At 35.5% G+C, this 18609-nt stretch carries 13 protein-coding genes and 1 riboswitch; of the genes, 10 read left to right on the forward strand and 3 right to left on the reverse strand.

What is annotated here, in order from left to right:
- Positions 1 to 133: 133 nt before the first annotated feature.
- A complete protein-coding gene (locus tag BW983_RS23335) occupies positions 134 to 2749 on the reverse strand; it encodes an MGH1-like glycoside hydrolase domain-containing protein (RefSeq protein ID WP_076554222.1) in 2616 nt (871 codons plus the stop codon).
- 188 nt (positions 2750 to 2937) lie between these two features.
- A riboswitch (SAM riboswitch) is annotated at positions 2938 to 3046 on the forward strand.
- Positions 3047 to 3106: 60 nt separating this feature from the next.
- Here BW983_RS23335 and BW983_RS23340 point away from each other — a divergent pair.
- From BW983_RS23340 to metF, 7 genes are all read left to right on the forward strand, one after another.
- Positions 3107 to 4045, forward strand: a complete 939-nt coding sequence (locus tag BW983_RS23340; protein ID WP_076554224.1) for an alpha/beta fold hydrolase — start codon at positions 3107 to 3109, stop codon at positions 4043 to 4045.
- A gap of 4 nt (positions 4046 to 4049) precedes the next feature.
- A complete protein-coding gene (locus BW983_RS23345) occupies positions 4050 to 5588 on the forward strand; it encodes an ACT domain-containing protein (RefSeq protein ID WP_076554226.1) in 1539 nt (512 codons plus the stop codon).
- A 126-nt stretch (positions 5589 to 5714) separates the two neighbouring features.
- A complete protein-coding gene (locus tag BW983_RS23350; protein WP_076554228.1) occupies positions 5715 to 6875 on the forward strand; it encodes an O-succinylhomoserine sulfhydrylase in 1161 nt (386 codons plus the stop codon).
- 107 nt (positions 6876 to 6982) lie between these two features.
- Complete coding sequence (locus BW983_RS23355) at positions 6983 to 7993, forward strand: homocysteine S-methyltransferase family protein (protein ID WP_076554230.1); 1011 nt, start codon at positions 6983 to 6985, stop codon at positions 7991 to 7993.
- An 84-nt stretch (positions 7994 to 8077) separates the two neighbouring features.
- The gene (locus BW983_RS23360) at positions 8078 to 9169 is read left to right on the forward strand and encodes a fatty acid desaturase family protein (RefSeq protein WP_076554232.1); all 1092 of its coding nucleotides are present in this window, start codon (positions 8078 to 8080) and stop codon (positions 9167 to 9169) included.
- A gap of 5 nt (positions 9170 to 9174) precedes the next feature.
- Positions 9175 to 11835, forward strand: coding sequence for a methionine synthase (metH, locus tag BW983_RS23365; RefSeq protein WP_076554234.1), 2661 nt, complete (start codon positions 9175 to 9177; stop codon positions 11833 to 11835).
- A gap of 7 nt (positions 11836 to 11842) precedes the next feature.
- Positions 11843 to 12802, forward strand: coding sequence for a methylenetetrahydrofolate reductase [NAD(P)H] (gene metF / locus BW983_RS23370; protein ID WP_076554236.1), 960 nt, complete (start codon positions 11843 to 11845; stop codon positions 12800 to 12802).
- Positions 12803 to 12854: 52 nt separating this feature from the next.
- On the opposite strand, the gene BW983_RS23375 is transcribed toward metF, so the two are convergent.
- On the reverse strand, positions 12855 to 13565 hold the full coding sequence (locus BW983_RS23375; protein ID WP_076554238.1) for a hypothetical protein: 711 nt from the start codon (positions 13563 to 13565) through the stop codon (positions 12855 to 12857).
- A gap of 95 nt (positions 13566 to 13660) precedes the next feature.
- Entirely contained in the window at positions 13661 to 14812 is a 1152-nt protein-coding gene (locus tag BW983_RS23380) for a hypothetical protein (protein ID WP_076554240.1), read from the reverse strand.
- Positions 14813 to 14911: 99 nt separating this feature from the next.
- On the opposite strand from BW983_RS23380, the gene folE reads away from it, so the two are divergent.
- The 3 genes from folE (at position 14912) to cysS (ending at position 17630) form a co-directional block, all read left to right on the forward strand.
- A complete protein-coding gene (gene folE, locus BW983_RS23385; RefSeq protein WP_065395967.1) occupies positions 14912 to 15577 on the forward strand; it encodes a GTP cyclohydrolase I FolE in 666 nt (221 codons plus the stop codon).
- Positions 15578 to 15579: 2 nt separating this feature from the next.
- On the forward strand, positions 15580 to 16056 hold the full coding sequence (locus tag BW983_RS23390; RefSeq protein WP_076554242.1) for a hypothetical protein: 477 nt from the start codon (positions 15580 to 15582) through the stop codon (positions 16054 to 16056).
- Positions 16057 to 16163: 107 nt separating this feature from the next.
- The gene (cysS, locus tag BW983_RS23395; protein ID WP_076554243.1) at positions 16164 to 17630 is read left to right on the forward strand and encodes a cysteine--tRNA ligase; all 1467 of its coding nucleotides are present in this window, start codon (positions 16164 to 16166) and stop codon (positions 17628 to 17630) included.
- Positions 17631 to 18609: the final 979 nt, after the last annotated feature.

Genomic DNA, 18609 nt, shown 5'->3' on the forward strand with positions numbered 1-18609 from the left:
TGTTTTAATAATATACGATCCTATAAGAAATAAGTATATAGGCTTTATGTGAACAAATTATTCGTGAATTCGTGGCAAAAAAATTAGTGTACAAAAAAGAAACCGGATGTTTCATCCGGTTTTTTATTATTCATTAGAAGGTAAGTCTTGGTTTTATCAATTTCGCCACAGTAGCTGTCCATCCTGTTTGATGAGAAGCACCAACACCACGACCGTTATCTCCATGGAAATATTCAAAAAATGTGATATAGTCTCTAAAATGCTCATCATAATTAAACTTTGGATTTCCTCCATTAAAGGCACGCTGACCATTTTCATCCCTTAAGAAAATAGAGCAAAGTCGTTTGCTGATGTTCTGAGCTACTTCATCCAAATTTTTCTTGTCTCCACTTCCTGTTGGGAGTTCTACTTTCAGGCTATTTCCATAATAGTAATGGAAACGCTGTAAACTTTCTACGATCAGGAAATTGATAGGAAACCAGATCGGTCCACGCCAGTTACTATTTCCACCAAACATTCGGCTATCACTTTCCGCAGGCGTATAATACACTACGTTTTCATTACCATGAACCGAGAACACAAACGGATTTTCTTCATATACTTTAGACATTGCACGAATTCCGTAAGAACTTAAAAACTCTTTTTCATCAAGCATTCTCGATAAAACTTTTGTTAATCTGTTTTTACGAAGAATACTCATCAGATGTTTTCTGCCCTGACCTTCTTCATCCCAATGAGAAACCAATTTTGTCAGTTCCGGTTTGTTTTTTAAGATCCACTCCATTCTGGTTTTGAAATTCGGCATCTTTTCCAAAAGGCGGTGATCTACAATTTCTACAGCAAAAAGAGGAATCAGTCCAACAATACTTCTTAATCGTAAAGAAACACTGTTTCCGTTTCCAAGCTGTAGAACATCATAGAAAAATCCATCTTCCTCATTCCATAAGCCCTTGGTTCCTTCACCCAGGTTTTCCATAGCTTCCGCGATATACAGATAATGTTCAAAGAACTTTATCGCCATATCTTCATATACCTGATAATACTGAGCCAGTTCCATAGCAATTCGCATCATATTCAGTGCATACATTGCCATCCAGCTGGTTCCGTCTGCCTGTTCAAGATACTGCCCATCTTCTAAAACCATATTTCGGTCGAAAGCACCGATGTTATCCAGTCCAAGGAAGCCTCCCCCAAATATATTTTTTCCATTTTTATCCTTCCTGTTCACCCACCAGGTGAAATTCAAAAGAAGTTTCTGGAAGACTTTTTCAAGGAATAATAAATCTGGTTTTCCATTATTCTTTTCATCAATCTTAAAAACTCTGAAGCAAGACCAAGCATGTACAGGCGGATTTACGTCACTCATATTCCATTCATAGGCTGGCAGCTGCCCGTTAGGATGCATATACCATTCCTTGGTAAGAAGTAAAAGTTGACCTTTGGCAAATTCTGCATCAATGATAGATAAAGGAACACAGTGGAAAGCAAGATCCCAGGTTGCGTACCATGGATATTCCCATTTATCAGGCATGGAAATAATATCTTTATTGTGAAGATGGTTCCATTCCGTATTTCTTACATATTCATTAAAGTTTCTCGGAGCTTCAAAATTGGGATCACCTTTCAGCCATTTTCCTATATTGTAGTGGTAAAATTGTTTATTCCAAAGAAGTCCGGCAAAAGCTTGTCTCTGAACATTTTTTTCATCTTCATTCGTCGTATCATTTTGAACTTCATTGTAAAATTCTTCGGCTTCGGCTTTTCTGGTATTAAAAATCTCATCAAAACTTTCAAAAGGTTCAGCAGTGGCTTCGGGGCAAAATCTGAATTCAAAAGTTTCAGATTGTCCGGCACCAATTATTTCATCAATCAAAAAAGAAGCTTTTGTTCCTCTTTCTTCAGGGTTTACCGTATTGCTATGATGAATGATAAAATTATTGATACCATCCTTAAAGTAAGTGTTTTCAGCCTGAGGAGCTCCATACAGCTTGGGGGTATTGGTTTCATTTTCGCAAAACACCCTTTGATTATTATCCTTTCTTGAATAAAACTTCTTGATAGAAATACTGTCGTGCTCAATATTAATACTTCCGTCATGTGAAGCAAACATTTCAGCTTTATAAGTGTTGTAACCCCATTTCCAGTTATTTCTGAACCATGCCGTTGGTGCAACTACAATCGGTGCGTCCTGCTGACTTCGGTTACAAACTGTTACTCTTGCTAGAATATCATTGTGATCCGCTTTACAGTATTCTATGAAAATATCAAAATAAGCGTCATTATCAAATATCCCTGTATCAAAAATTTCATATTCAGGTTCCTGCTTACTGCGTCTTCCGTTTTCCGCTACCAGTTCATCATAAGGAAACTCATTGATCGGATACTTATAAACCATTTTCATATAGCTATGAGTAGGTGTGTTATCCAGATAATAGAAAATTTCCTTGATGTCTTCACCATGATTTCCCTGAGGATTGCTCAATCCGAAGAAACGTTCCTTTACAATTTTATCCTTTTTATTCCAAAACGAAAAAGCAAAACAAAAAAGTTGTTTTACATCAGACATTCCGGCAATACCTTCCTCTCCCCAACGATAAGTATAACTTTCTGCATTATTATGATTGGTATAGTTCCACGCATTTCCATCAGAACTGTAGTCCTCACGTACATTTCCCCATTGACGGTTACTAACGTAAGGTCCCCAGTTTTTCCATTTAGTATCTTGTAATCTTTCCTTTTCGGCGATCATATGTCATCATTTTTCAATACGAAGTTAGTTTTTTTGTAAAATAATTCCAATTCCTTCTATCTGAATAATAATTAATATTCCTCTGATATACTTGTGTTTAAGGGCTTTTTAAAATATTAAATTAATTTTTTTTTGATTTTAAAAGAAAAGAACTACCTTTGCACCATTCGTTCATTCAAATATTGAAAATGTTATCAAGAAAGGTTGAGGGATTAGACCCTATGAAACCTTAGCAACCCTTTGCGCAAGCAAAGAAGGTGCTACGTTCTACCAAAGTAATTTTTGGACAGATAACTTACTGAAGTTCTTTTCAGCCATTTCCTGTGGCATTTTCAATTGTATTAAAATTTAATAGAATTGAAAACAGAACTAAACTATATTAATCTTTCGTATCAAACCCATTCCCAAAAGGAATACAATATCTCGTTGAGCTATGAGCTTTTCGGGAAAGACTTGTTTACAGCTCCCATCATTTTGATTAACCACGCTCTTACCGGAAATTCAACAGTATCTGGTGACAAAGGATGGTGGAAACAATTGATAGGAGAAAATCAGATCGTTGATACAAACAAATATACAGTTCTGTGTTTCAACATTCCAGGAAACGGATACGATCATTTTTTAATTGAAGATTATGAAGATTTTACTCCTTCAGATATAGGCAATATATTTCTGAAAGGATTAGAAGCTTTACATATCAAAAAACTATACGCCATTATTGGAGGCTCCCTTGGTGGAGGAATTGCTTGGGAAATGTTAGCAAAGCAACCTAAGCTCGCAGAAATTTTTATTCCTATTGCCTGTGATTACAGAACACATGATTGGCTGCATGCACAATGTCTGGTTCAGAAATTCTTATTGAATGATAAAGATGAGCCATTACAAAAAGCGAGAATTCATGCGATGTTGTGTTACAGAACTCCAGAATCTCTTAATGAAAGATTTCAAAATAAATACAATAAGGAAAAACAACGCTTAGAATCAGAAGATTGGCTTATTTATCATGGTAATGTGCTAAACGAAAGGTTTAGTTTACAAGCATACAAGCTGATGAATCATTTGCTGATGAATCTAAATACTGATGAAACAGCTCTGGAGAAAATAGAAGCACGAATGCACGTGATCTCCGTAGATACAGACCTTTTCTTTCCGGCTTCTGAAATCCGAATGTGTTTTGAGACATTAAAAGAGAAAAAGAAGGATGTTTCTTATCATGAGATCCAATCTATACACGGGCACGATGCCTTCCTAATGGAATATCAACAATTAAATAATATCATAAAAAACATTTTATAGAGTAATGAAAAACGCTAACGAAATAAAATTTTTGAAGAACAGATCAATCATCAAATTTGAAGGAGAAGATTTCTTGGGAGAAATCGGAATTGATGGACGAATTTTTAAAGCGCTTACTTTAGCGCGTATCAGTGTGGGAGTAATCTCTCAGCAGGCTATAGAAAACGGAATCTCTATTTTGGTTCACGAGAATGATGCGGAAAAAGCAGTGGCTTGTCTTATTGATGAATTTGAAGAAGAAAGAAAATCAGGAAAAGTATCTCAAATATACAGTATCAATAATGTTTCTGTGATCGGTTTTGTAGCAGAAGACTCCAATAAAGTTTTTGCAGAGCTGGCAAGAAACAATGTTTTCCCATTGCTATTAAATCAAGTGGCAGGAGAAAACAGAGTTAATATTGTAGTGACATCTTCACAGGATGAGAAAACAAAAAATATCATCGAATCCGAAATCTTTAAAAAACCTAAAACCGTTCATCTTGCCATTATCGGGCATGGAAATGTAGGAAAAACACTGATCCAGCAGGTTCTTGAGTCTTCAGAAGAGATCAAAAGACGTAAAAAGATAGACCTTAAAGTAGTTGCTGTAGCCAATTCAAAGAAAATTGCTTTCAACAAAAAAGGTTTTGATAATAACTGGACAGATGAGGTTTTAACAGCAGAGCGCCCATCGAATGTTGAGGAGCTTATCAATTTCTCCAATGAAAACCAACTGGAGAATCTGATTGTTGTAGATAACACGGCAAGCAAGGATTTTGTTAAAAATTATCAGGCATTGGCTGAAAATGGTTTTGATCTGGTTTCTTCCAATAAAATTTTCAACACTCTTCCTATCGAAGAATATAGAAAACTAAGATATACGTTGAATAAAAAGAACAGACGTTATCTATATGAAACCAATGTAGGAGCAGGTCTGCCATTAATTGATACCATCAAATTATTACACCTTTCAGGAGAAAATATCACAAGAATCAAAGGAGTTTTCTCAGGAACTTTAAGCTATGTTTTCAATAATTTCTCGTTGAGAGATGATAAATTTTCAACGATCATCAATGAAGCTTTAGAAAAAGGATACACAGAACCGGACCCAAGAGAAGATTTATCAGGGAATGATGTAGCAAGAAAGCTTTTGATTTTGGCTAGAGAACTTGATTTAATCAATGAGTTTGAAGATATCAATATTCAAAACCTTGTTCCGGAAAGCTTACTTGAAGTTTCAAAGTCAGAATTCCTTACAAGACTTGAAGAATTAGACGAAGAATACCAAAAGATAAAAGAAAATCAGGAACCAGGTCATGTATTGAGATACGTGGGTGACTTACATGGTGATTTACAGAAAGACAAAGGCGAACTGGATGTAAAACTGATTTCTGTTCCTGCAACTTCAGCTTTAGGACAATTGAAGGGATCAGATTCCATCTTTGAAATCTACACAGAAAGTTATGGTGAAAATCCTATTGTTATCATGGGAGCCGGAGCTGGAGCGCAAGTAACGGCAAGAGGAGTATTCGGGGATATTTTAAGACTAAGTGAAACAAAATAAAATTAATGTAGCAATCTAACAATGTAACAGTTTACCAATGGCTATCATTGTCATTCTGGCAAATCGAAGAATTTCATTGTTAAACTGTTAGATTGATGCATTGGTAAATTGACAAATTAAAACTATATGGAAAATTTCGAAACATCAGCAATAAGAACCCAAACGGAGAGATCTCAGTTTGATGAACATTCCACACCGTTATATCTTACATCCAGCTTTATTTTTCAGGATGCTGAAGATATGAGAGCAAGTTTTGCTGAAGAAAAACCTAAAAACTTATACAGTCGTTTCTCTAATCCGAATGTATCTGAATTTACAGAGAAGATTGCTAAAATGGAAGGTGCAGAAGCGGGATATGCCTTTGCAACAGGAATGGCAGCTATCTATTCTACATTTGCAGCACTATTAAGTGCAGGAGATCATATCGTAAGCTGTCAGTCGGTTTTTGGATCTACTCACACTTTATTCACAAAGTATTTCCCGAAATGGAATATTGAAACTACCTACTTCAAAGCAGAAGATGCTGAGAATGTAGAACAATATATAAAACCGAATACAAAGATCCTATATCTTGAAACCCCTACCAATCCGGCAATTGAAATTCTGGATTTGGAGTTTTTCGGACAGATTGCAAAGAAACATAACTTAATATTTATTGTAGACAATTGTTTTGCAACACCTTATCTTCAACAGCCTATCAAATATGGTGCAGATGTTGTTGTACATTCTGCAACGAAGCTGATTGACGGGCAGGGAAGAGTATTAGGCGGAATTGCAGTAGGAAAAGAAGACCTGATCAGAGAAATTTACCTTTTCGCAAGAAATACAGGACCTGCATTGTCTCCTTTTAATGCATGGGTATTATCAAAAAGTCTGGAAACATTAGCAATCCGTGTTGAAAAACATTGTGAAAATGCATTGAAGGTTGCTGAGTTTTTAGAAAGCCATCCTAACGTAGAATTGGTAAAATATCCATTCCTGAAATCTCACCCAAGCTATGAAGTCGCAATAAAGCAAATGAAACTTGGAGGAAACATCGTAGCTTTTGAAATCAAAGGAGGAATAGAAGGCGGAAGAAATTTCCTTGATAAGATACAAATGTGTTCACTTTCTGCAAACCTTGGTGATACAAGAACGATCGTCACACATCCGGCATCTACCACACACTCTAAACTATCAGACGAAGAAAGAAACGAAGTAGGAATTACAGCAGGATTAGTCCGTTGTTCAGTAGGTTTAGAAAACGTAGACGACATCATCGCAGACTTAAAACAAGCCTTAGATTAATCACAAAGTGAGCCCCAACGGGGCGATTTAACCAAAGATAGAACGAAGTCCTATCAACCACCTATCAACCCCAAACCTATCAGTCTCACTCGACAACTATAAAAGAGATGACAAATATAGAATCACTAAACAAAGCCCTAAAGGAACGTATCTTAGTACTAGACGGTGCTATGGGAACCATGCTTCAGCGCTACAAGTTTGAAGAAGAAGATTACCGTGGCGAACGTTTCAAAGACTGGGAACATCCTGTAAAAGGAAATAATGACCTGCTTTCTCTTACGCAGCCTCAGGCCATTGAAGAAGTACATAAGAAATACCTTGAAGCAGGAGCGGATATTCTTGAAACCAATACATTCTCCGGAACTACTATTGCAATGGCAGATTACCATATGGAAGAATTGGTGTATGAACTGAACTATGAGTCTGCAAAGATTGCCAGAAAAGCCTGTGATGAATACACTGCAAAAAATCCGGATAAACCGAGATTTGTAGCAGGATCAATAGGTCCCACGAACAGAACTGCTAGTTTAAGCCCAGATGTGAATGATCCTGGATACAGAGCCATTACTTTTGAAGAACTGAGAGTTGCTTACAAACAGCAATGTGAAGCTTTATTAGACGGAGGTTCAGATATTCTATTGGTAGAAACCATCTTTGATACTTTGAATGCTAAAGCTGCTTTGTTTGCCATTGATGAACTTCAGGAAAAAAGAGGAATTAAAATTCCCATCATGGTTTCAGGAACCATTACAGATGCGTCAGGAAGAACATTAAGCGGGCAGACTGCTGATGCCTTTTTGATCTCCGTTTCTCATTTGAATTTATTAAGTGTTGGATTCAACTGTGCATTAGGAGCAGATCAATTAACGCCTTATCTGGAAACTTTAGCTCATAATTCAGAATTCTATGTTTCAGCGTATCCGAATGCCGGCTTACCAAATGCTTTTGGTAAATATGATGAAACACCAGAAGATATGGCAAGACAGATTAAGGAATATGTAGAAAAAGGATTGATCAATATTATCGGAGGATGCTGCGGTACCACTCCTGAACATATCAAAGCAATAGCAGAACTGGTAGAAAAGTATGAGCCGAGAAAATTGAAAGAATTTGTCTGATTTGATAGATTTTTTTAATTAAAATCAATAATGAAGGCTGGATTATAAATATTATCTTTAAGTAAATCACAAAACTTAACTATAATGGAAAAGCCGAGTTACTTAAAGGATTCAGACGACGCAAGGTTGTTTAACGAATTGAGAAAGAGAGTAAATCAACGCGTAGAAGCTCTTCCTGATAACAGGGATGTTTATATTAAGATTAAAGCGGTGATTTTACCCATGATCTATATTGGTTTATATTTCTTTGCTCTTTTTAATGCTGAAAAACATTGGGTCTACATTCTGAGTTTTGTTTTTATGGGAATTTCCCTGGTTTTGATTTATTTGAATTTAATTCATGAGGCAGCCCATAATAATATTTATAAAAGTAAAAAGCTCAATAATCTGGTCTTACACATTTTTGATTTTATAGGAGCCAATTCCTATATCTGGAAGAAAAGACATATCGCAAGCCATCATGCCTATCCGAATGTGGATGGCTGGGATACCGATATTGAGCAGAGTGGTTTGCTGCTAATAGTGCCTTGGATTAAGGCAAAAGGAGTACAGAAGTATCAGCATAGGTTTTTCTTTTTAGTATATCCGTTGTATTTGTTCAACTGGATGTTCATAAGAGATTTCAGAGACTTCTTTGATAAGGAAAGAGTGATTTTAAAGACCCAGGGAAGAATACCTGTTGTAGAGAAAGTAAAAATGGTAAGCTATAAACTATTTTACTTTTTTTATCAGATTGTAGTTCCTGTTGTGTTCTTTAAAGTATCAATTGGTCTGGCATTGGGAGCATGGTTTTTACAGGTAATTTCAGCAAGCATTTTTGCACTGTTTGTTTTATTGCCTTTGCATCCGCTTCCTGATAATGCTTTTCCAAGATTGAATAAAGAGAATGGGCTTCCTTTTAGCTGGCTTCGTCATCAATTAGAAGTGACCAATGATTTAAAAGAAAATAACTGGTTGGTAAGAAATGTATTAGGAAACTTTAATTTCCATGTGGCTCATCACCTTTTTCCCAATTACAGTTATATGTATTACAATGAGATTACAGAAGAAATAGAAGAATTTGCTAAAGAACATGACTTGGCATACAAACGATTTCCATTGTTAACCGCTCTAGGTAAACATAGAGATTTATTGAGGCAGAATGCAAATAATGCCTACTATATTTTAGAAGAATAAAATAGATGAAGTATTTAAGATTATCAGGTTTAGAACCTCTTATCATAACGCCGGAAAGTAATTTCATCAACGTTGGTGAAAGGACTAATGTTGCCGGTTCCAAAAAGTTTTTAAGACTAATCAAAGAGGAAAAATTCTCTGAAGCATTAGACATTGCCCGTCATCAGGTAGAAGGTGGAGCTCAGATTCTGGATGTTAACTTTGATGATGGTTTGATTGACGGTAAAGCATCCATGATCAAATTTCTGAACTTAATTGCATCAGAACCGGATATTGCGAGAATTCCAATCATGGTAGACTCTTCCAAATGGGAAATTCTGGAAGCAGGTCTTCAGGTGGCACAAGGAAAATGTGTGGTAAACTCAATCAGCTTAAAAGAAGGCGAAGAAGAATTTATAAAACACGCTAAAGCTATCAAGAGATATGGTGCTGCAGTTATTGTAATGGCGTTTGATGAGGTAGGGCAGGCTGACAATCTTGAACGTAGAATAGAAATTTCAACACGATCATATAATATCTTGGTGAACCAAATTGGCTTTCCGGCAGAAGATATCATTTTTGACTTAAATATCTTCCCGGTAGCTACAGGAATGGATGAGCACAGAAAAAATGCCATCGATTTTATTGAAGCTACACGTTGGGTAAGACAAAACCTTCCTTATGCATCTGTGAGTGGGGGAGTAAGCAACGTTTCTTTCTCGTTCCGTGGAAATGATACCGTAAGAGAAGCCATGCACTCCGTATTTCTTTACCATGCCATTCAGGCTGGAATGAATATCGGAATCGTAAACCCTGCCATGCTGGAAGTTTACGATGAGATCAATAAAGAATTATTAGAACTCGTAGAAGACGTAATCCTTGACAGGAGAGAAGACGCTACAGAAAGACTTCTGGATTATTCCGAAAAACATAAATCAGTCAAAAAAGAAAAGACTGAAGATCTGGAATGGAGAAACAATCCATTACAGGAAAGAATTACTTATGCACTGGTAAAAGGAATTGACCGTTTTATTGAAGAAGATGTAGAAGAAGCGAGACAATCGGCTGAAAGACCGCTCCATGTCATTGAAATCAATCTGATGACGGGAATGGGTGTAGTGGGAGACTTATTCGGAAGCGGAAAAATGTTCCTGCCCCAGGTAGTAAAATCAGCAAGGGTAATGAAAAAAGCAGTAGCCTATTTACAACCTTTTATTGAAGCAGAAAAAGACGGATCAAGACCTGCTAATGGGAAAATCCTTATGGCTACAGTAAAAGGAGATGTTCACGATATTGGAAAGAACATTGTAAGCGTAGTTTTAGGGTGTAACAACTATGAAATAGTTGACCTTGGTGTAATGGTTCCTGCTGAAAAGATCATTCAGACTGCTATTGCAGAAAAAGTAGATGTAATCGGATTAAGCGGGTTGATTACTCCGAGTTTGGATGAAATGGTGTACATCGCTTCAGAATTAGAAAGACAGAACTTAGATTTTCCTTTGTTAATCGGTGGTGCAACAACTTCAAAGGCACACACTGCAGTGAAAATCGATTTAAAATATAAGAATGCTGTTGTTCACGTTAATGATGCCTCAAGAGCAGTAAACGTGGTAAGTTCATTATTGGGAGACAGAAATAAAGAATATGTTTCTGATCTGAAGAATGACTATTCAGACTTCAGAGAGAAATTCCTGAACCGACAGGTAGATAAAGACTATGTTTCTATTGAAGAAGCAAGAGAAAATAAGTTCAAAATAGACTGGGAAAACGAAGACATTTTCACACCGAACAATTTAGGAATAACCGTTGTTGAAAACCAGGACCTGAGAGAATTATTACCTTTCATCGACTGGTCTCCATTCTTCAGAAGCTGGGATCTTCATGGGAAATATCCCAATATTTTAGAAGATGAGGTTGTAGGAGTACAGGCAAAAGAATTATTCAAAGATGCTCAGGTTATTTTAAAGAGAATCCTGGATGAAAAGCTATTAACAGCAAAAGCAATCTTCGGAATTTTCAAAGCGAATTCCAATGAAACGGATGATATTCTGATTTTTGATGAGAATAATAATGAACAGGCTAAATTTTTAACCCTAAGACAGCAGGCTCAAAGATCAAAAGGGAAAGATTATCTGGCATTAAGTGATTTCATCGCGCCAAAAAGTACAGGAAAAACTGATTATATGGGGGCTTTCTGTGTGACCACAGGTTTTGGAACTGATGAATTGGCAGAAGAATATGAAAAAGCCAATGATGATTACAATGCGATCATGGTAAAGGCTCTGGCAGACCGTTTTGCAGAAGCTTATGCTGAGTTTTTACACAAAAAAGTAAGAACAGAATATTGGGGCTATGCCGTTCAGGAAGAATTAAGTAATGAAGAACTGATTGCAGAAAAGTATAAAGGAATACGTCCCGCTCCTGGTTATCCTGCATGTCCTGACCATTTGGAAAAAAGTACCATCTGGGATCTTTTAAAAGTAAAAGAAAATATAGGGGTATACCTTACCGAAAGCTTAGCCATGTTCCCGACTGCAGCCGTTTCAGGATATTATTTCGGAAGTCCGCATGCCAAGTATTTTGGATTAGGAAAAATTACAGAAGACCAGCTTAAGGATTATGCAGACAGAAGAAGTTGTAGCATCCAGGAAGCTAGAAAATGGTTGTCACCAAATTTAGCAGATTAAAATTGATATGAAGATAACAGAACACATTAAAAACGCAAATGGAAAAACCCTATTCTCCTTAGAAGTGGTTCCGCCACAAAAGGGGATTGGTATTGAAGATCTGTACACGAACATAGATCCGTTGATGGAATTCAAACCACCATTCATTGATGTTACCACCTCAAGAGAAGAATACATTTATCTTGATAAAGGTAATGGATTGATGGAACGTCGTATTACGAGAATGCGTCCCGGAACATTGGGGATTTGTGCAGCCATTCAGCATAAATATAACGTAGATACTGTTCCTCACCTGCTTTGTGGAGGTTTTACCAAAGAAGAAACAGAATACCTTTTGGTAGACTGTATGTACCTTGGAATTGATAATGTGATGGCATTACGAGGAGATGCTATGAAAGGACATCAGTATTTCGAACCTACTCAGGGAGGACATGCCAGTGCAATGGATCTCGTAAATCAAATCAACGATCTTGGAAGAGGAAAGTATTTACATAATGAGGAACAGGTTTGTGATGAACTCAATAAATTTTGTATTGGAGTAGCAGGATATCCAGAAAAACATATGGAAGCTCCTTCCATGAATTATGATCTGAAATGGCTCAAGCAAAAAGTAGATGCCGGAGCAGATTATATCGTTACTCAGATGTTCTTTGACAATAAAAAGTACATTGAATTCGTTAAGAAAGCAAGAGAAATGGGAATCACTGTTCCAATCATTCCGGGAATTAAACCCATTGCAACAAAGAAACACTTGAAAATCTTACCTCAGGTATTTAAAATAGATCTTCCTGAAGAATTGATCAATGAAGTGGAAAATGCAAAAAATAATGAAGCGGTAAAGCAGATCGGAATAGAGTGGGCAATTACCCAATGCAGAGAACTTTTGGATTTTGGAGTTCCTGTGTTACACTTTTACTCAATGGGGAAAAGTGATAATATTAAAAAAATAGCTGGAGAGCTATTCTAATAAAAGTACCAAAAATGAAGAAACCCTGCCTAAACGGCAGGGCTTTTATTTTTTATTGATTTAAAAAGTTTACTAGCTTCACCAGATCTTCTTCTTTATTCAGTTTAATAGAATTAGTTTTTAAAAACTGTTGAATTTGTTCCTTTTTATCAGGGAAAAATGCAAAGATATCTTTATCCTTTTTAGGCTTTCTGATAAACCCGTTTGGTGTTTTAATGTAATAAACAGGATCTAATGTTTTGAAAAATGCTGCTTTGTCTGAAGCATAAGAATTTGCTGCAGGAACAGCATCATTAAATTTCGTTTTTACTTTCTTATAAAGTTTATTATTTCCGTTAACAAGCTCGAAGAAATATCCACTTAATTCATCTTTAGTCTCTAATAGCACCATTGTACTTTTAGGAGAAGCTATTTCAATTCTGGAAAACTGTTCTTCTTTTGGTAAAACAAGTGGTTTCCCATCCTTTTGATATTCTACTTCATCTGTATAACTATTGTATCTCACAGTTACTTTATCATAATTATCAGCTACTTTGGCAAGATGAAATTCTGTAGTATGATAAGGTGATCCGATAATATCTTCATATCTCAATGCTCGTCCTGCATTTTCTGATTTGACCCCGAATACCGGGTGATCTCCTCCAAGGCTCCCAATAGATAATGTACTTGAATAACTTGCTCCGGTGTTTCCTCCTGGGAGAGCACTCTGTCCGTAAGACAGACTAAAAGATACTAGTAAAGCACCTATAATTACTTTTCTCATTTTATATGGTTTTATTTTAGTTTTGTGCAATAATACAAATTATTATCATTTCAACGGTGATGAAATGCAATCATTGCGATAAAAAGGCGTCAAATTTACAAAAAAGGATGTCTTTCAAACTCTTTATTTCGATCAAATAAATATCGGTAAGTTGCTAGTTTTCTGGTGACTGTGGTGTCAAGAGTTTCAGCAATTTTAACCATTTTTGGATTGAAATCACCTATCCATTGCAGTTCTGTGATTTTAAAATCCGTATGTTTTCTTAAATGTTGTGTCCCTTCCCAGATCATATAACCATCAATACCTTTTTTTTGCCATTCAGGAACAACCCCGAAAACAAGTCCAACCATTTTTTCATTCTTTTTAAACTGTTTTAAAAACAAAAATTTAAGCTTTTCAAATATCCCAAACTTTCCATTCAAATATTTGAACCACTGGTTGAGGTCCGGAAGATTAATCCACATCGCAATCGGTTTATCATTTTCATAGACAAACCAAGAAATATGTTCATTAATAATAGGCTTCATTGTGTTGAACATTTTCAGAACCTTAGTTTCCTCCAGGTGTTTTCCTTCCCCATGAGCAGCCCATGCTTTATTATAAACCTCTGTAAAATCCTTTGCAAACTTTGGAAGGTTATTTTTTTTCATTGGTTTAGCTGAAATTGCCGGATTTCTTCTGTTTTTTTCATGAGCAATTGTGAAAATGCGGGAGACTTCCGCGAAAACAGGTCGTGTAAAACATAGCTGTTCAAAGTAAACCTGAAAACCATAATTTTCAAAAAGATCTTTATAATAAGGAAAATTATAATTCATTCCATATAAAGGCTCTATAAAACCTTCAATTAAAAGTCCCCAGAACTTATCCCGTTCACCGAAGTTTATAGGACCATCCATAGCTTCTATTCCTCGTTCCTGAAGCCAGTTTTTACAATGGTCAAAAATAAAATTAGCTACTTTTTGATCATTAATACAGTCGAAAAAGCCTAAGCCTCCCGTTGGTTGCTTTTGTTCATAGCAATTATTAATAAAGACCGCAACTTTACCTACTGTTTTATTCTCTTTTTTAAATATAAACCTTTGACATTCTCCATTTTTAAAGAATTTATTCTTTTCGGGATCAAATATCTCCTCAATATGCTTATCTAGTGGACGAATATAATTTTTGTCGTGTTGATAAAGTTGTGCAGGGAATTCCAGAAATTCCTTCCTATGTTCTTTGTTTTGTACTTCTTCGACAATAATCATATTTTTTTATCAGAGTAGGTTATAAAAGATAATGTTTTCATTTAAATTGAATATACATGAAACGATATTATCCGTATTTTTGCTGCAAATTAAATAAAAATGGTTGATTTTACTGATAACGACGATGATATTTTCACTGGAAAAGAACATACGCCTATAAGGGAAGATGCTTTTGATAAATCGCCACAGGAAAAAATAGAAAAAATTACTGAGCTTTTTGGAGAAATAATGGAAACACTAGGATTGGATATGACCGATGATTCCCTGAAAGATTCTCCGAAGCGTGTTGCCAAAATGTATGTAAACGAGATTTTCGGAGGACTTCTTCCGGAAAACAAACCTGGAATCTCTACATTTTCCAATAAATATAAATACCGCCAGATGCTGGTGGAAAAGGATATCACAGTATACTCTTTCTGTGAACATCACTTTTTACCAATTATAGGAAGAGCGCATGTCGCCTATATTTCGAACGGAGAAGTAATTGGTCTTTCAAAAATTAACAGAATTGTGGATTATTATGCAAAAAGACCACAAGTTCAGGAAAGATTAACAATGCAGATTGTAGATGCTCTGAAAGAAGCTTTGGGAACAAAAGATGTGGCTTGTATCATTGATGCAAAACACCTTTGTGTAAACTGTAGAGGAATCAAGGATACTGCTAGTTCCACAATTACAGCAGAATTAAGTGGTATTTTCAGAACAAATCCTATCACAAGACAGGAATTCTTACATTATGTGGGAAGCCATGCAAAATTAGATTAAAAATGATTTCACAAATCATAAAAAAAAATATCAAACTTCTTTCCGAAAGGTTCAATCATGAAATATCTTATTACGAAAATGAGATACTAATTAAAAGTGAAAAGAATTTTATTGAAATTATTCCTCAGCATCAAAAGAGACTTTTAGTTAAATATAATAGAGAAGATGGAATTGATGAATTAGAAATCCTTGATTTTGAAATTTATGATTTGGTGATTAACATTTTTAGAAGAAAAGAATTAGAAACAGTAACTTTGAATCTAAGTTTTCCATTAAATTTGGAGGATCTTGAAGAAGAATTTGGAGATTTAAATAAATTTGAAGAATATTTAATGTCTCTGGTAGAATCAAATACTGATTATATAAATATTGGAGGAAATCGAGTATTGACAGAGTTTTATAAGAACACTCTAATTTTAAGGGATGACATCGGACATGCAAAGTCTAATGTAATAAATTTAAGTAATGATAAAATTTAAAAAAGTTGCCAATAAAATTTTTATCACAACAATTATCTGTTGTGACAGTATTTTATTTTAACTAATTTTTGAATCTTAAAACTATTGAATCTTTTAACAAAAAATAAATGCAATTAAAAATATATAACTCCCTTACAGCGGAGAAAGAAATATTCAAACCTATTTTAGAAGGAAATGTTGGGATGTATGTCTGCGGACCTACCGTGTATAGTAATGTACACTTAGGAAACGTAAGAACTTTCCTATCCTTCGATTTTATTTACCGTACTTTAACGCATTTAGGGTATAAAGTAAGGTATGTAAGAAATATTACAGACGCAGGGCACCTTACTGATGACGGAAATGTAGACAACGACAGATTTGTAAAGCAAACCAGGCTGGAGAAGCTTGAGCCGATGGAAATTGTACAGAAATATACAGTAGATTTCCATAAAGTGCTGGATATGTTCAATTTGCTGCCTCCAAACATTGAACCTACAGCGACTGGACATATCGTAGAACAAATTGAGTTAACTCAAAAGCTAATTGAAAGAGGTTTTGCTTACGAAAGTAATGGTTCCGTTTACTTTGACGTATTGGAATACAATAAAAGAGGACTGAACTATGGTGAACTTTCAAAACGTAATATAGAAGAGCTTTTTGCAAATACCCGTGATCTTGATGGACAGGGAGAAAAGAAAAACCCACAGGATTTTGCCCTTTGGAAAAAAGCATCTCCAGCTCACATTATGAGATGGAATTCCCCTTGGGGAGAAGGCTTCCCGGGATGGCATCTTGAGTGTACTGCGATGAGCACTAAATATTTAGGTGAAACATTTGACATCCACGGAGGAGGAATGGATCTAAAATTCCCTCACCATGAATGTGAAATTGCGCAGGGTAAAGCTTGTAATGATGCAGCGCCGGTAAATTACTGGATGCATGCTAATATGTTGACAATGAATTCTCAACGTATGAGTAAGTCTACGGGAAATTATATCCTTCCAATGCAGTTGGTAACAGGAGAAAATGACTTCTTTGAAAAACCTTTCCACCCTTCAATTGTACGTTTCTGTTTCTTACAGGCGCACTATAGAAGTGTATTGGATATTTCCAATGATGCCATGATTGCGAGTGAAAAAGGATTTATCAGATTGATGGAAGCTGTAAAAGTATTGAATTCTATTACTCCTAACGATGAAAAACAGTCAGGTTTCAATCTTGAAGAGTGGAAGAATAAATGTTATGATGCCTTAACCGATGATTTCAATTCTCCAATTCTGATCGCTCATTTATTTGAAGCTGTAAAATATATTTTCGCTTTAAATGATGGAAAAGAAACAATCTCAACTCAAGATCTTGAAGATTTAAAATCTACATTGAATGCCTTTATATTTGACGTCTTAGGATTACAAACAGTAGAGGAAAACAATAATGAGAAGCTTGATCAGACTTTAAAAGTCTTAATTGAACTTAGAAATCAGGCAAGAAAATCTAAAAACTTTGACCTTTCAGACCAGATCCGAGATAAGCTGTTAGCTGAAGGCATAGAATTAAAAGATGGAAGAGACGGAACATCATACGTTCTGAACTAAAAATACAAACATCAGTTTTACAACTATTCCGTAAGGTTTCCATATTTCAGGACCTTACGGAATTTTTTTTATACAAATTTGAAATAGATTACTTATAATATATAGATATATTACAATTTGTCACTTTCTCATTTCTATAGCTCGCCCTTATTCTTATCTTGAATTATTTATGAGCTCATTCCCGCTCTTCACTTTTACTCCTCGCGCCATGCTATCCAACTTCTAAACCCTAACGCTTTCCAATGTATGCTGTGGGGTAACCGTTTCTATCGGGGCTAGGGGAGAAGTACTGGTAATGAATGATGGGTATAATTAATAAGTAGAGGTCAATTTCAATGTATGCATCCTTACCATAATCTTTGTCTTCGTGTAATGATCTCAGTCGTTATTTCTAATTTCACTTATCTATATATAAGTAGAGTTATTTTGGTTCATCAAGAATCATTATACTTATGTCTTCAATTCTTCCATATCCATATTTTTCCATTCCTATCATAATACCTATATATAATATAAATGTTCCTGCTATCCTAATCTGCGCAAACTACGCCTATGTGTTTAAATAAAATCATAAGCCCATCCACAAGATATTCACTAGAAACGGTTTTTAGCCCGTTTACAAAGAATCACACCTCATAGGCTTTAGCCCAAACTTAAAACCATTCAAAAATCTTCTATATATAATAGTATCCTTTATCACTTATTTGAACACCCTCACATCCATATTATATATAAAACGTTGCCACCTTCCATTCTCATATTCTTTAATTCCTCCCTCAGCCCTCCCTCAAACAAATGTTTAAACTTTTTCTCCCTTTAAACCAGTTGTTTAGGATTGAATATTAATTTAAGATGAAATTTATGTTAAATAAGTTTGTTTTGCGTTGAATAAAGTTGTTATCTTTGCCCCACTGAAAACGAGAGTATATCAGTAGCGCAGAAGAGCTTTTAGATAGGCAGAGACGATATTGCTTCAAGA

It is taken from the genome of Chryseobacterium ureilyticum (assembly GCF_900156735.1).
GTDB lineage: Bacteria > Bacteroidota > Bacteroidia > Flavobacteriales > Weeksellaceae > Chryseobacterium > Chryseobacterium ureilyticum.